The sequence below is a fragment of the Pseudomonas sp. JAI115 genome (assembly GCF_014200835.1).
Lineage (GTDB): Bacteria > Pseudomonadota > Gammaproteobacteria > Pseudomonadales > Pseudomonadaceae > Aquipseudomonas > Aquipseudomonas putida_A.
This window is the reverse complement of the sequence record NZ_JACHCY010000008.1, coordinates 114609-129760: the sequence shown is the minus strand read 5'-3', so window position 1 is coordinate 129760 and position 15152 is coordinate 114609. Positions and strand designations below refer to the sequence as shown.

The window sequence follows — 15152 nt, the reverse complement described above, 5'->3', positions numbered from 1 at the left end:
TATTACAGCTTTATCGGTTTACCACATCAGATCATCCGGAATCTGATAGGCCGCGTACGGATCGTCCTCGGCATTGACCTCTTCGGTCTGCACGTTGAGCTGCACGATACGCTGCGGGTCGCGCTCCTGGATCTTCAGGGCCGCTTCACGCGGGATCACCTCGTAACCGCCGGCATGGTGCACGATCGCCAGCGAGCCGCTGCTGAGCTTGTTGCGCATCAGCGTGTTGACCGAGATGCGCTTGACCTTCTTGTCGTCGACGAAGTTGTAGTAGTCCTCGGTGGTCAGCTTCGGCAGACGCGAGACTTCGATCAACTGCTTGACCTGCGCGGCACGGGCCTTGGCCTCGGCCTTCTCCTGCTGCTGGCGGTTCAGTTCCTGGTCGCGCTTGACCTTCTCGGCCATGGCTTCCTGAGCGGCGCGCTGCTGCGAATCATCCAGCTCGGCCTGCCCTTTGTGGGCCAGACGCTGTTGCTTCTGCTTGTCTTTGCTGACCTGCTTGGCCTGCTTTTGGTTGACCAGACCTGCTTTGAGCAACTGGTCGCGAAGGGAAAGGCTCATTAATGCTTACTCACTTGGGCAACGGCTCAGCCGCAGCTGGGCAAATTCTTTTCCTGACGTTTGGCTTCACCCCACAGGGCGTCCAACTCTTCGAGGGTGCAATCTTCCATGGGACGACGGGTGTCGCGCAATGCCTGTTCGATAAAACGGAAACGTCTTTCAAACTTGGCGTTGGCGCCACGCAGCGCGGTTTCCGGATCGACCTTCAGGTGCCGGGCCAGATTGACCACGGAAAACAGCAGATCGCCGATCTCGTCGGCCACCGCTTGCGGATCGTTTTCGGACATGGCTTCGAGCACTTCATCGAGCTCTTCGCGCACCTTGTCCAGCACCGGCAACGCATCCGGCCAGTCGAAACCGACCTGCCCGGCACGCTTTTGCAACTTGGCTGAACGCGACAGTGCCGGCAGCGCGGCAGGTACATCATCGAGCAGTGACAGCTGCTCGGGCGCGGCGGATTTCTCGGCGCGTTCTTCGGCCTTGATCTCTTCCCAGCGCTGCTTGACCTGCTCTTCGCTCAAGCGTGGTACGTCCAGCGGCGCATACAGATCGCCGGTGGGGAACACGTGCGGATGGCGGCGGATCAGCTTGCGAGTGATGCTGTCGATCACCCCGGCGAATTCGAAGCGCCCTTCTTCCTTGGCCAACTGGCTGTAATAAACCACCTGAAACAGCAGATCGCCCAGTTCGCCCTGCAAGTGATCGAAGTCGCCCCGCTCGATGGCGTCGGCCACTTCGTAGGCTTCTTCGAGGGTGTGCGGGACGATGGTCGCGTAGGTTTGCTTGATGTCCCACGGGCAACCGTACTGCGGATCGCGCAGGCGGTTCATCAGGTGGAGCAGGTCTTCAAGTGAATACATCTGTCTGTCTCTACAAGAACCTGTGGGAGCTGGCTTGCCAGCGATACAAACAACTCGGTCTCTCAGGAAAACCAAGGTGATGCAATCGCTGGCAAGCCAGCTCCCACAGGGATCGTGACCTCATCACGGGGTACGGTTACGCCGCGTCTCGATGATGTTCGGCAACTGCGAAATCCGTCCCAGCAAGCGCCCCAGCGCATCCAGCCCCGGGATCTCGATGGTCAGCGACATCAGCGCGGTGTTGTCTTCCTTGTTCGAGCGGGTGTTGACCGCCAGCACGTTGATCCGCTCGTTGAGCAGCACCTGCGAGACGTCCCGCAGCAGACCGGAACGGTCGTAGGCGCGAATGACGATGTCCACCGGATAGGTGAGCACCGGCACCGGGCCCCAGCTGACCTGGATGATCCGCTCCGGCTCGCGCCCGGCCAGTTGCAGCACCGAGGCGCAGTCCTGCCGGTGAATGCTCACGCCGCGACCCTGGGTGATGTAGCCGACAATCGCGTCGCCCGGCAGCGGCTGGCAGCAGCCGGCCATCTGCGTCATCAGATTGCCGACGCCCTGGATCTGGATGTCGCCGCGCTTGCCCGGCTTGTAACCGGTAGCTTTGCGCGGGATCAACTCCAGCTGTTCGTTGCCACGCTCCGGCTCGACCAATTGCTGCGCCAGGTTGACCAGTTGCGCCAGACGCAGGTCGCCGGCACCGAGGGCGGCGAACATGTCTTCGGCGGTTTTCATGTTGGCCTTTTCGGCCAGCTTGTCGAAATCCACCGCCGGCAGACCGAGGCGATTGAGTTCGCGCTCGATCAGGGTTTTACCGGCCGCGACGTTCTGGTCACGGGCCTGCAACTTGAACCAGTGAACGATTTTCGCCCGCGCCCGCGAGGTGGTGACGTAGCCCAGGTTCGGGTTCAGCCAGTCGCGGCTCGGCGTACCGTGCTTGCTGGTGATGATCTCGACCTGTTCACCGGTCTGCAGGCTGTAGTTGAGCGGCACGATCCGCCCGTTGATCTTCGCGCCACGGCAGTTGTGCCCGATTTCGGTGTGCACACGATAGGCGAAGTCCAGCGGCGTCGCGCCTTTCGGCAAATCGATGGCGTGGCCGTCGGGGGTGAAGATGTAGACCCGGTCCGGTTCGATATCGACCCGCAGCTGTTCGGCCAGACCACCGATATCGCCCAGCTCCTCGTGCCACTCGAGCACCTGACGCAGCCAGGAGATTTTCTCTTCGTAGTGGTTTGAGCCGGATTTGACGTCGGTGCCCTTGTAGCGCCAGTGCGCGCAGACGCCGAGCTCGGCCTCCTCGTGCATCGAGTGCGTACGGATCTGTACTTCCAGCACCTTGCCTTCCGGACCGATTACCGCGGTGTGCAGCGAGCGGTAGCCGTTCTCTTTCGGGTTGGCGATGTAGTCGTCGAATTCCTTCGGGATGTGCCGCCACAGGGTGTGGACGATGCCGAGCGCGGTGTAGCAGTCGCGCATTTCCGGCACCAGCACGCGCACCGCACGCACGTCGTAGATCTGGCTGAATTCCAGACCCTTGCGCTGCATTTTGCGCCAGATCGAATAGATGTGTTTCGCCCGGCCGCTGATGTCGGCGTCGACGCCGGTGGCCTGCAATTCGTCCTTGAGCTGGGTCATCACATCGCTGATGAACCGCTCACGGTCCAGCCGCCGCTCATGGAGCAGCTTGGCGATCTGTTTGTATTGATCGGGTTCCAGGTAACGGAAGGACAAATCCTCCAGCTCCCACTTGATATGACCGATGCCGAGCCGGTGCGCGAGCGGCGCATAGATGTCGAAGACTTCCCGGGCAACGCGGTTGCGCTTCTCGTCGTCAGCGGTTTTCACCGCGCGAATGGCGCAGGTACGTTCGGCCAGTTTGATCAGCGCGACACGAACGTCGTCGACCATCGCCACCAGCATCTTGCGCAGGTTTTCCACCTGGCCCTGAGTGCCCATCACCATCGACTGGCGCGGGCTGAGGCTGGCACTGATTGCCGCCATGCGCTGCACGCCGTCGATCAGTTTGGCCACGACGGGACCGAAGCGCTGGCTGACCGCCGCGAGTTCGATCTGACCTTCGCGGACGCCGCGATACAGCACCGCCGCGACCAGCGAATCCTGATCGAGTTTGAGGTCGGCGAGGATCTCGGCGATCTCCAGTCCCGTGCTGAAACTGCCGGAGCCTTCGGCCCACAGATTCTTCTTGGCATTGGACTGCTGTTCGGCCTCGCGAGCGAACTCGCAGGCTTCTTTCAAGGCTTCGCGATCCAGTGCCATGTCGACACTGACCGCGTGATCGAGCCAAGCCTCGAGATTGATACTGCCGTCAGTGTTGATCGGCTGGTGTGCTCTCACCTGTACCATTCTGCTTTACCTTCCCTACGACGCAGATTCAATGCGTCAAATCGCTGACCCTCAACGCCCGTATGCGCTCGCAGGGCTAAAGCGAGCGCCGCCCGGACAGGTCAGACGGATTCAGACGAGCCATCCTGGCTCGCTTCAAATAACGCCATGGCCTCGACATGTGCCGTCTGAGGAAACATATCGAGAATCCCGGCACGTTTTAACCGGTAGCCCTGCTTGATCAATTCGACCGTATCGCGCGCCAGAGTTGCAGGGTTGCACGATACATACACCAACCGTTTGGCACCCAGGGTCGCGAGCTTGCGCACCACCTCGAAAGCACCGTCACGCGGTGGGTCCAAGAGTACCGCAGAAAAGCCGTTTCCGATCCACTGAGCATCGGTCAAAGGCTGGGATAAATCGGCTTGAAAAAACTTTGTGTTATGCAAATTGTTGCTAGCAGCGTTCGCAGCGGCACGGTCGACCATGGTCTGCACGCCCTCCACCGCCACCACTTCACGCACGCTTTTGGCCAGCGGCAAGGCGAAGTTGCCCAGACCGCAGAACAGGTCGAGTACGCGCTCGTCACCGGTCGGCTTCAGCCAGTCCAGCGCCTGCGCGACCATGGCCTCATTGACCCCGGCGTTGACCTGAATGAAATCCCCCGGGCGCCAGGCCAGATCCAGATCCCACTGCTCCAGGCGATAACCCAGCGACTGCGTGGCATCCACCGGTTGCGGCTCGCCGTCGCCATGCAGCCACAGTTGCGCTGCATGGAACTGGCAGAATTCCTTGAGGATCGTCAGGTCGGCTTCAGACAACGGCGCCATGTGTCGCAACAACACCGCCAGCGAAGAACCACTGAACAACTCGACGTGCCCCAGCGCTTGCGGTTTGCTCAAACGACGGAGCATCTCCGGCAAACGGGTCATGATCGGTTGCAAGGGCTGTACCAGCACCGGGCATTCGTTGATGGCGACGATGTCCTGACTGCCGGCAGCGCGGAAACCGACTTCAAGCTGCTTGGCTTTCATGTCCCAGCGCACGGCGATCCGCGCGCGGCGGCGATAGCCGAATTCCGGGCCAGTCAACGGCGCAGCCCATTCGTCAGGCGCGACCCCGGCAACCTTCGACAGCTGCTCGGCGAGCATGCGCTGTTTCAGGGCAAGCTGTTCGGTGTGGGGCAAATGCTGCACGCTGCACCCGCCGCAGTGGCCGGCATGCTGACAGGCTGCCGGGCGACGCAACTCGCTGGCCTTGAACACGCGCTCGGTGCGCGCCTCGACCACTTTGCCGTGGGCGCCAAGTACCCGCGCCTCGACCTCTTCACCGGCGAGGGCGCCGAGGACGAACCAGGTTTTGCCTTCGAAAAACGCGATGCCGCGACCGTCATTGGCCAGGCGCTCGATGTTCAAGCGCTGTTTTTTGCCGGTCGGAATTTGCGCGGCCTTGCTGCCGCCAGTGGGCTGGAAGCGCAGGCCTCTCTCGTGCTTGGCCATCAGTTGGGCGCGTCGAAAATGCCGGTCGACAGATAACGGTCGCCACGGTCGCAAATGATCGCGACGATCACCGCGTTTTCAACTTCTTTGGACAGGCGCAGCATCGCTGCCACCGCACCGCCCGAGGACACGCCACAGAAGATGCCTTCTTCGCGGGCCAGACGCCGGGTGACGTCCTCGGCTTCGCTTTGCGCCATGTCGACAATGCGGTCGACGCGGTCGGCCTGATAGATCTTCGGCAGGTATTCCTGCGGCCAGCGACGGATACCGGGAATGGCCGAGCCTTCCATCGGTTGCAGCCCGATGATCTGCACGCTGTCGCTCTGCTCTTTCAAGTAGCGCGAGACGCCCATGATGGTGCCGGTGGTGCCCATCGAACTGACGAAATGGGTGATGGTGCCCTGGGTCTGACGCCAGATTTCCGGGCCGGTGGTGGTGTAATGCGCTTCCGGATTGTCGCCGTTGGCGAACTGATCGAGCACCTTGCCACGGCCTTCGGCTTCCATCCGCTGGGCGAGATCGCGCGCGCCTTCCATGCCCTCTTCCTGACTGACCAGAATCAGCTCGGCACCGTAAGCGGTCATCGCCGCCTTGCGCTCGGCGCTGGAGTTGTCCGGCATGATCAGGATCATCTTGTAACCCTTGATCGCGGCGGCCATGGCCAGCGCAATCCCGGTGTTGCCCGAGGTCGCTTCGATCAGCGTGTCGCCGGCGTGGATCTGCCCGCGCAGTTCGGCACGGGTGATCATCGACAGCGCCGGACGGTCCTTGACCGAACCCGCCGGGTTGTTCCCTTCGAGCTTGAGCAACAGGGTGTTGCTGGTGGCACCGGGCAGGCGCTGCAAACGCACCAGCGGAGTGTTGCCGACGCAATCGGCGATGGTTGGGTACTGCAGGGTCATGGCGTATTCGCAATCCAGACGTGCGGGGGCGCCTATCATACCGGCAAACGTTCGCAGGCCATATCACGCAAAGTGCGGTGCTTATGGTTTATGGGAATAAGCAGATGGCTCAGCCTTCCTCTTCCCCTGCGACATTCATGGCATAGAACTCGTGCAATTTGGCTTGCAGCAATTGTTTGTCTGGCAACTGCACCTGATATTCCGCGATCAGCGCCGCAGACAAGCTGCGATTGAAGGCATATTCGACGACCTCGTCCTCCTTGCTGGCGCAAAGCAATACACCGATGGCCGGATTCTCGTGAGGTTTGCGAACACCGCGATCCAGCGCTTCAAGGTAGAAATTCAGTTTGCCCAGATATTCAGGTTCAAAACGTCCGACCTTGAGCTCGATGGCGACAAGACAGTTGAGCCCACGATGGAAGAACAGCAGATCAAGGGCGAAATCACGGCCGCCAACTTGTACCGGATACTCCGAGCCGACGAAGCAGAAATCGCGCCCCAACTCGATCAGAAACTCCTTCAGTCGCCCCAGCAAACCTTGGTGCAGATCGGTTTCGGCGTGTACGCCGGGCAGGTCGAGAAATTCGACCATATAGGCGTCACGGAAGATCTCGAGCGCAGCGGGATGAGTCTGTTTGAGGACAGCAGAAGCCTTTGCGGGTTGGGTGATGCTGCGTTCGAAGAGCGCAGCCTTGAGCTGGCGTTCGAGCTCACGCTTTGACCACTTTTCCTGAATCGCCATGCGCAGATAGAACTCGCGTTCCTCCGGGTGTCTGCTTTGACTTAAAATGATCATGTTATGAGTCCAAGGCAATTGTCTCACCAGTGGTGAGACAATTGAGTCGCCCCGGTATGTATCGTAGAACTGGCGCATGCGAAACAGGTTTGGCCGGGTAAACCCGCGCAAACCCGGCTGTGTCTCAGCCAGATGTTTAGCTAACTGACTGATAACCGAATCGCCCCACTCAGCCATCTCCATCTTGCGGCTGATGTACCCCCCCACCTGCCAGTACAACTCGATCAACTGCGTATTTACTGCCTGCACGGCTTGCTGTCTGGCGTTCTGAATCAGCGCCAGTACTTCATTGAAACGGTTATCGGAGGCATTGCCGGGGATGTCGGTTGCAGTCATGACCAGTTCCTTGAGGACGAGCGGAGCCCCGAGAGTAAACGGTCAAGGACGGGTTAAAACGTCGATAAACTCCTTTAGGAAAGGTCGTACAAAAATACGCGAACCCTCCCGCACGGGCTGACAGCGGTGAAGCGAAATTCCCCATCGCGAGCAGGCTCACTCCTACAGGAGATCTGCGTTGTTCACACGTTCGGTGGCGAAACGAGTTCCAGTGTAGGAGCGAGCCTGCTCGCGATAGCATCAGTCGATGCGACATCATCGTCAGCCACCAGGCGCAAATTCAAGCGCAACCCCGCCCCACCATTCTCCGCCCACACCATCCCACCCTGACGCTGCACCGCATTCCTCGCAATGCTCAGCCCCAGCCCAAAACCGCCGTCCCCCGGGCGCGAGCCGTCGAGGCGGGTGAAGGGTGAGAAGATCCGTTGCAGATCGCCCTCGGCCACCCCGCCGCCCTGATCCTCCAGCCACAAATGCCAGTAATCGCCGTCACGCCGTCCATCGAGGCGCACGATGCCGCCCTCGGGCGAATGCCGAATAGCGTTGCGCAGAATGTTCTCCAGCGCCTGCGCCAAAGTATTGAGGTTGCCGCGCACCCAGCACGACGCCGGCACCGCGCACTGCAATTGCAGGCTCGGCCAGCCGCTTTCATAACAGGCATTGTCGGTGAGCATTTCCCACAAGGCCTGAATCTGGATCGCCTCGTCCGGCAGCGGCGCACGCTCGGTGTCGAGCCACGCCAGTTGCAGGGTGTCTTCGACCAGTCGTTGCATGCCGTCGACTTCACGGCTGATGCGCTCGCGCAGTTGCCGTAGATCCTGCTCGCTTTCACTGGCCACCCGCAGCCGGCTCAGCGGCGTGCGCAGTTCATGGGACAGGTCGCGCAGCAATTGCTGTTGCAGGGCGACGGTGGATTGCAGGCGTTCGGACATTGAATCGAAGGCCCGCGCCAGTTCACCGAGTTCGTCCGGGCGCTGGGTAATGCCGCTCGACAGACGCACATTCAATTGGTCGGCACGCCACGCATTGGCCTGCTTGCGTAGATTGTTCAGCGGCACCACCAGCAAGCGATACAGACCGACACACAGCAGCAAGGTGAACAATCCCGGAATCACCCCGTTGGTGATCACCCGCCAGAACACCCGGTATTTCCCCGGCAGGAAGCGCTCGGGCAACTCAATCACCAGACTGCCGGCGGACGGATTCTGCGGAAACGGTACGCGCAGCCATGGCCGGCCTTGTTTGTGGATCGGCCAGTCGAGGCCGCGTAAAAAGGTCAGGTGCTGGATTTCCTGTTCATTCAGCGGATCGCTGCTCAACGACTGCAGATTGCGGTCGATCACCCCGACCCAGGCGGCCTCACGCAGCTCCATGCTCTGCAACCAGTTATCGACCCCGTCGCGCTCACCACGCTGCCACGCCCGCTCGGCTTCGCTGGCATAACGGCTCAGAGTGCCGCGCGCCTCGTCGGAGAGATACTGGTTGCGCTCTTCCATGTAGCGGCCCCAGGACCAGCTCAGCCAGATCATCAGCAGACAGAACGCCACCAGCAGACACGCCAGTTTCCAGAACAGCGAATGCCGCCCCGGCAGGTCAGAGATTTTCATCGGTGGCACTCAGCACATAACCCTTGCCCCACACCGTGCGCACTTCCCGTTCGGCGTAACCGATGGCCTTGAGTTTGCGGCGGATCTGGCTGATGTGCATGTCGAGGCTGCGGTCGTGGGCCGCGTAGCCGCGTTGCAGCACATGCTGATAAAGGAAGGCCTTGCTCAGCACTTCTTCGTCGTTGCGATTGAGGGTTTCCAGCAGACGGTATTCGCTGCGGGTCAGGCCGGCGGCTTGTGCGTTATAGAAGACTTCGCACTGTTCGTCGTCGAAACGCAGCGCGCCGTGGATCGTAGCCGGGGCAATCGCTGCCGGGCGCCGATCCAGCGCCACCCGGCGCAGGATCGCCTCGATCCGTACATGCAGCTCGGCCATGCTGAACGGCTTGGGCAGGTAATCATCGGCGCCCAGGCGAAAACCGCTGATGCGATCGGCCTCGGCGCCCAGCGCCGACATCAGCAGCACCGGCGTCGAATGGCTCTGGCGCAATTGCGTCAGCACCTTCAGGCCGTCGAGCCCCGGCAGCAGAATGTCCATCAGCACCACGTCGAACGGCTGGTGACGCGCAATGTTCAGCCCTTCCTGACCGTTCTGGCACCAGGTCACCGCAAATCCGCTGCGGCCCAGATGCTCGTGAACATAGGCGCCCAGCACCGGGTCGTCCTCAAGGGCGAGAATGCGTGGCAGGTCGGTGGAAACAGGAGTCATGAGTATCTGCTAATAATTCTCAGTTGGCCGATTATTCAAGATTGCCCGCCATCGGGCAACCCAAGCTTGACCGGCCGGACAAACGCGCCAGGCAGCGCCGACCAATGGCGACATGATTTTTCCGAAGATTGCCCGCCTGCAAATCGCTACACTGCGCCAATGTCGCGTGCCGGACGCACGTGCGAGTCAACAGTTCAGCGGGATGCAGGAGATGGGTGTGCTCAAGAAACTGGGAATCAAAGGTCGCGTGTTGTTGCTGACCCTGTTGCCCACCAGCCTGATGGCGTTGGTGCTCGGTGGCTATTTCACCTGGATGCAACAGTCCGATTTGCAGACCCAATTGATGCAGCGCGGTGAAATGATCGCCGAACAACTGGCGCCGTTGGTGGCGCCCGCCATGGGCCACGGCAACACCGATCTGCTCGAACGCATCGCCACCCAGTCCCTCGAACAGCCTGACGTGCGCGCCGTCACCTTCCTCGCCCCCGACCGCACACCGCTGGCGCACGCCGGCCCGACCATGCTCAATCAGGCGCCCAGCGGTGACAGTGCACAACTGCAACGGCGCAGCGGCAATGACGCCACCCGTTACCTGATGCCGGTGTTCGGCAAGCATCGCAACCTCGCTGGTGATCTGATCCCCGAAGAATCCGACCGTCTGCTTGGCTGGGTCGAACTGGAGCTGTCGCACAACGGCATGCTGCTGCGCGGTTATCGCAGCCTGTTTGCCAGCCTGCTGCTGATCGCCGCCGGTCTGGCGGGCGCGGCCCTGCTCGCGTTGCGCATGGGCCGCACCATCAACCGCCCGCTGAGCCAGATCAAACAGGCGGTTGCCCAGCTCAAGGACGGTCATCTGGAAACCCGCCTGCCACCGCTCGGCAGTCAGGAACTGGACGAGCTCGCCTCGGGCATCAACCGCATGGCCGGCACCCTGCAGAACGCTCGCGAAGAACTGCAGCACAGCGTCGATCAGGCCACCGAAGACGTGCGGCAGAATCTGGAAACCATCGAGATCCAGAACATCGAACTGGACCTGGCGCGCAAAGAAGCACTGGAGGCGAGCCGGATCAAATCCGAGTTCCTCGCCAACATGAGCCATGAGATCCGCACGCCGCTCAACGGCATTCTCGGTTTCACGCATCTGTTGCAGAAAAGCGAACTGACCCCGCGCCAGCTCGACTATCTGGGCACCATCGAAAAGTCCGCTGACAGCCTGCTGGGGATCATCAACGAGATCCTCGATTTCTCGAAGATCGAGGCCGGCAAACTGGTGCTCGACCATATTCCGTTCAACCTGCGCGATCTGCTGCAGGACACCCTGACCATCCTGGCCCCGGCCGCCCACGCCAAGCAATTGGAGCTGGTGAGTCTGGTTTATCGCGACACGCCGCTGTCGCTGGTCGGCGACCCGCTGCGCCTCAAGCAGATCCTCACCAACCTGGTCAGCAACGCGATCAAGTTCACCCGCGAAGGCACCATCGTCGCCCGCGCCATGCTTGAAGAAGAACACGAAGACAGCGTGCAGTTGCGCATCAGCATTCAGGACACCGGCATCGGCCTGTCGAGTCAGGACGTGCGCGCGTTGTTCCAGGCATTCAGTCAGGCCGACAACTCGCTGTCGCGCCAACCCGGCGGTACCGGTCTGGGTCTGGTGATCTCCAAGCGTCTGATCGAACAGATGGGTGGCGAAATCGGCGTCGACAGCACCCCGGGCGAAGGCTCGGAATTCTGGATCAGCCTGAGCCTGCCGAAAACCCGCGACGACAGCGAAGACCTGCCGGGCCCGCCACTGCTCGGGCGTCGCGTGGCGGTGCTGGAAAATCACGAACTGGCGCGTCAGGCCCTGCAGCATCAACTGGAAGACTGCGGCCTCGACGTCACGCCGTTCAATACGCTGGAGAGCCTGACCAACGGCGTCACTGGCGCGCACCAGACCGATCAGGCGATCGACCTTGCGGTGCTCGGCATCACCAGCAACGACATGCTCCCGGAGCGCTTGAACCAGCACATCTGGGATCTCGAACACCTCGGTTGCAAAGTGCTGGTGCTGTGCCCGACCACCGAACAGACGCTGTTCCATCTCTCGGTGCCCAACCCGCACAGCCAGCTGCAGGCCAAACCAGCCTGCACGCGCAAACTGCGTCGGGCGTTGGCCGATCTGGCCAATCCACGCCAGCCGCGTAACGAGCCGGGTGAGCCGCTGTCGAGCCGTGCACCGAAAGTGCTGTGCGTCGACGACAACCCGGCCAACCTGTTGCTGGTGCAGACTCTGCTCGAAGACATGGGCGCCAAGGTGCTGGCCGTGGAAAGCGGCTACGCAGCAGTCAAAGCGGTGCAGAGCGAGTCCTTCGATCTGGTGCTGATGGACGTACAGATGCCGGGTATGGACGGACGCCAGACCACCGAAACCATTCGCCAGTGGGAAAGCGAACGGCATAGCACACCGCTGCCGATCGTCGCCCTCACCGCCCACGCCATGGCCAACGAAAAACGCGCCTTGCTGCAAAGCGGCATGGATGACTATCTGACCAAGCCGATCAGCGAGCGGCAACTGGCGCAAGTGGTGCTGAAGTGGACCGGTCTGGCCTTGCGCAATCAGGGATCTGAGCGGGCCAGCGACAGCGCGGCGGGCAGCAGCGAACTGCCAGTGCTCGACCACGAGGAAGGCCTGCGTCTGGCCGCCGGTAAGGCGGATCTCGCCGCCGACATGCTGGCCATGCTGCTCGCCTCGCTGGAAGCCGACCGCGAAGCCATTCGTGCCGCCAGTGAAGCCCGGGATCAGAACGCACTGATCGAGCGCGTGCATCGCCTGCACGGTGCGACCCGATATTGTGGCGTGCCGCAGTTACGCGCGGCCTGTCAGCGCAGTGAAACCCTGCTTAAACAGGGCGATCCGAAAGCAGTGATGGCGCTGGAAGAACTGGAGCGGGCGATCAATCGACTCGCGACGCAAGCCAGGATCAGCGCCTGATCCACGGCAATGCCGGCAGCGGCATCCGCCGTTAAAGTGGTGGCCGTCAACGCTGACTCGCCACCCCGTTCCAGGAGGAATTCATGCGCACGCTCGTTTTCAGCAGCCAGACCTATGACCGCGACAGCTTCCTCGGCGCCGAATGTCCGACCGGGATAGAACTGCACTTTCAACCGGCCCGACTCAGTCTCGACACCGCCGCCCTGGCCGAGCAGCACGAGGTGGTCTGCGCCTTCATCAATGACGACCTCAGTGCGCCGGTGCTGGAGCGCCTCGCCGCCGGTGGCACACGGCTGATCGCCCTGCGCTCGGCGGGCTACAACCATGTTGATCTGCTCGCGGCAAAACGCCTCGGGCTGGCCGTGGTGCGGGTACCGGCCTACTCGCCACATGCGGTGGCCGAACACGCGGTGGCGCTGATTCTGGCACTCAACCGACGCCTGCACCGCGCCTACAACCGCACCCGCGAAGGCGATTTCACGCTGCACGGCCTGACGGGTTTCGATCTGGTGGGCAAGACCGTGGGGATTGTCGGCACCGGGCAGATCGGCGCGACGTTCGCGAAAATCATGCACGGTTTCGGTTGCCAATTGCTGGCCTACGACCCGTACCCAAACCCTGAGGTCGTGGCGCTGGGCGCACGTTACCTGAGTCTGCCGGAGCTGCTCGCGCAGTCACGAATCATCAGCCTGCACTGCCCACTCAACGCCCAGAGCAAACACTTGATCAACCGCGAGTCACTGGCACACCTGCAACCGGGGGCGATGTTGATCAACACCGGACGCGGCGGCCTGGTCGACACGCCGGCGCTGATCGACGCCTTGAAGGACGGCCAACTGGGCTATCTGGGACTGGATGTGTATGAAGAAGAGGCGCAGCTGTTTTTCGAGGATCGCAGCGACTTGCCGTTGCAGGACGACGTATTGGCGCGGCTGCTGACCTTCCCAAACGTGATCATCACCGCGCATCAGGCGTTTCTGACCCATGAAGCGCTGGGCGCGATTGCCGCGACCACCCTGCACAACATCGCGACCTGGGCTGCAGGTGCACCGCAGAACCAGGTCGAGGGTTGAAGGCTTGCCGGTTTACTTCGGCGACAGCGACGAGGCCAGGATCAGCAACGCCAGCCAGCCAAAACCGAAAAAGCGCTGCTTCATCGAATGACCGTTACGCAGCAGGAACCAGACAAAGACCATCGGCAGCAGGAACACCATGATCTTCAACCAGCCTTCCACCGGACGCGAACCGTCGGCGTTGGCTTGAGGTTGAGGTGCGGGTTCCGGTTGCCGACGGCGGCGACCGACCGCCGCCGGTGAAACGCGCGGCGCGGGTTCAGGGGCTGCTGGCGGGATAAACGCCTCGGGCACGGATTTGTTGCGCGGCAGGCTGCCAAATGAAATCGTCGCAGCGGCGGCTTGCGCCGGTGTGTGCTCGTGCTGCTGCGCCATCGGAGCACCACAATGAATGCACGCCTTTGCTTCCGAGCTGATGCTCCGCTTGCATTCATAACATTCGATCAGCGCCATGTTCCGTTCCCTCAGAGTGAAGGGCGGCAGTTTGCCATGAGCGCCGGACGATTTGAACCGGATCGAAGGTCGCACGTGTACGCCATCCTGCAATCCAGCCCGTGCTAGCATGTCGCGCAGATTTGGAGGATCCATGGTCGAACACGATTTCCGCTACACCCTGATGAACCCGCAACACACCCTCACCGAATGCCGCGCCCTCGTACCGGGCCGCTATCAGGTCACCGGCAACGGTGGCTCGATCCGCAACGGTGACGTCCTGTTGGTCACCCTCAAAGGCAGCAAGGACTTGTCCATGCGCCTGACCGTCGACACCGTGCGCCACCTGATCAATCCGCCGGGCCAATGGACCGCGATGACCACCGGCCCGGTATTTGGCGAACTGGCGATCCACACCTGGCAGGTCAACTGCGACAGCTGCGCCAAAGAGCTGAACTTCGAGTTCGCCGTGGACGCCAAGCTGGGCAAGACTGCCGAGCAGCCGGCCGCCACGGCGCGCATCGCCGAACTGGGCTGGAAAGCCGTCGGCGACAAGCACCTGTGCCCGAAATGCCAGGAGCCTGCGTGATGAAACGCCTTGCCCTGCCGCTGCTGGTCGGTGCCGCTCTGGTGGGCTGCGCCGCAGAGCCTGTGCAACTGCAGCAGAACCGCAGCTACATCCTGGAGTGGATCGGCGAGCGGCCATTGATGGATTACAGCCATCTGACCGTGACCCTCGGCGACGATGGCCGCGCGTATGGCAATGGCGGCTGCAACCACTGGTTCGCGCCGTACACCCTCGACGGTGACAAGCTGAGCTTCGGCCCGATCGGCAAGACCCGCAAACTCTGCGCGCCGGCACTGATGGAGCAGGAACAACGCTTCCTGCAGGCGCTGGAAGGCGTTGAGCGCTGGGACATCTCGCCGATCGAGCAGACGCGCTTCTGGCCGGCCGAAGGCAAGCCGTTGCGTTGGTGGCTGGAAGAGGGTTAACCCCCTCCTGCTGCTGAGACTACCCTGTGGCGAGGGGATTTATCCCCGATGGGTCGCGGAGCGACCC

The 15152-nt window shown here is 61.7% G+C and carries 13 protein-coding genes; 4 read left to right on the top strand and 9 right to left on the bottom strand.

The features are described from left to right. Positions 1 to 18: 18 nt before the first annotated feature. The 8 genes from HDC30_RS19035 to HDC30_RS19000 form a co-directional block, all read right to left on the bottom strand. A complete protein-coding gene (locus HDC30_RS19035) occupies positions 19 to 561 on the bottom strand; it encodes a DUF2058 domain-containing protein (RefSeq protein WP_007968960.1) in 543 nt (180 codons plus the stop codon). 26 nt (positions 562 to 587) lie between these two features. After that, positions 588 to 1421 carry a nucleoside triphosphate pyrophosphohydrolase gene (gene mazG, locus HDC30_RS19030; RefSeq protein WP_135296352.1) on the bottom strand — a complete coding sequence of 278 codons (834 nt, stop codon included), beginning with the start codon at positions 1419 to 1421 and terminating at the stop codon, positions 588 to 590. 123 nt (positions 1422 to 1544) lie between these two features. Beyond that, positions 1545 to 3788 carry a GTP diphosphokinase gene (relA, locus tag HDC30_RS19025; RefSeq protein ID WP_027612305.1) on the bottom strand — a complete coding sequence of 748 codons (2244 nt, stop codon included), beginning with the start codon at positions 3786 to 3788 and terminating at the stop codon, positions 1545 to 1547. Between the two features lie 101 nt (positions 3789 to 3889). After that, positions 3890 to 5266, bottom strand: coding sequence for a 23S rRNA (uracil(1939)-C(5))-methyltransferase RlmD (gene rlmD, locus HDC30_RS19020; RefSeq protein WP_183784384.1), 1377 nt, complete (start codon positions 5264 to 5266; stop codon positions 3890 to 3892). Next, the gene (gene cysM, locus HDC30_RS19015; protein WP_027612303.1) at positions 5266 to 6168 is read right to left on the bottom strand and encodes a cysteine synthase CysM; all 903 of its coding nucleotides are present in this window, start codon (positions 6166 to 6168) and stop codon (positions 5266 to 5268) included. Before cysM ends, rlmD begins: the two co-directional genes overlap by 1 nt. 109 nt (positions 6169 to 6277) lie before the next feature. Beyond that, positions 6278 to 7300, bottom strand: a complete 1023-nt coding sequence (locus HDC30_RS19010) for a YhcG family protein (RefSeq protein WP_183784382.1) — start codon at positions 7298 to 7300, stop codon at positions 6278 to 6280. A 182-nt stretch (positions 7301 to 7482) separates the two neighbouring features. Beyond that, a complete protein-coding gene (locus tag HDC30_RS19005) occupies positions 7483 to 8907 on the bottom strand; it encodes a sensor histidine kinase (RefSeq protein ID WP_183784380.1) in 1425 nt (474 codons plus the stop codon). Then, the gene (locus tag HDC30_RS19000; RefSeq protein WP_183784378.1) at positions 8894 to 9616 is read right to left on the bottom strand and encodes a response regulator transcription factor; all 723 of its coding nucleotides are present in this window, start codon (positions 9614 to 9616) and stop codon (positions 8894 to 8896) included. The genes HDC30_RS19005 and HDC30_RS19000 overlap by 14 nt, the downstream gene beginning before the upstream one ends. Positions 9617 to 9833: 217 nt before the next feature. Between HDC30_RS19000 and HDC30_RS18995 the strand changes: the two genes are divergently transcribed. Further along, entirely contained in the window at positions 9834 to 12587 is a 2754-nt protein-coding gene (locus HDC30_RS18995; protein WP_183784376.1) for a response regulator, read from the top strand. 83 nt (positions 12588 to 12670) lie between these two features. After that, positions 12671 to 13660, top strand: a complete 990-nt coding sequence (locus tag HDC30_RS18990) for a 2-hydroxyacid dehydrogenase (RefSeq protein ID WP_139054873.1) — start codon at positions 12671 to 12673, stop codon at positions 13658 to 13660. A gap of 12 nt (positions 13661 to 13672) precedes the next feature. On the opposite strand, the gene HDC30_RS18985 is transcribed toward HDC30_RS18990, so the two are convergent. Continuing rightward, entirely contained in the window at positions 13673 to 14113 is a 441-nt protein-coding gene (locus HDC30_RS18985; RefSeq protein ID WP_097088510.1) for a hypothetical protein, read from the bottom strand. Between the two features lie 133 nt (positions 14114 to 14246). Between HDC30_RS18985 and HDC30_RS18980 the strand changes: the two genes are divergently transcribed. Together HDC30_RS18980 and HDC30_RS18975 are read left to right on the top strand one after the other, a co-directional pair. Beyond that, complete coding sequence (locus HDC30_RS18980; RefSeq protein ID WP_095137158.1) at positions 14247 to 14681, top strand: hypothetical protein; 435 nt, start codon at positions 14247 to 14249, stop codon at positions 14679 to 14681. Beyond that, the gene (locus HDC30_RS18975; protein WP_183784374.1) at positions 14681 to 15085 is read left to right on the top strand and encodes an META domain-containing protein; all 405 of its coding nucleotides are present in this window, start codon (positions 14681 to 14683) and stop codon (positions 15083 to 15085) included. The genes HDC30_RS18980 and HDC30_RS18975 overlap by 1 nt, the downstream gene beginning before the upstream one ends. Positions 15086 to 15152: the final 67 nt, after the last annotated feature.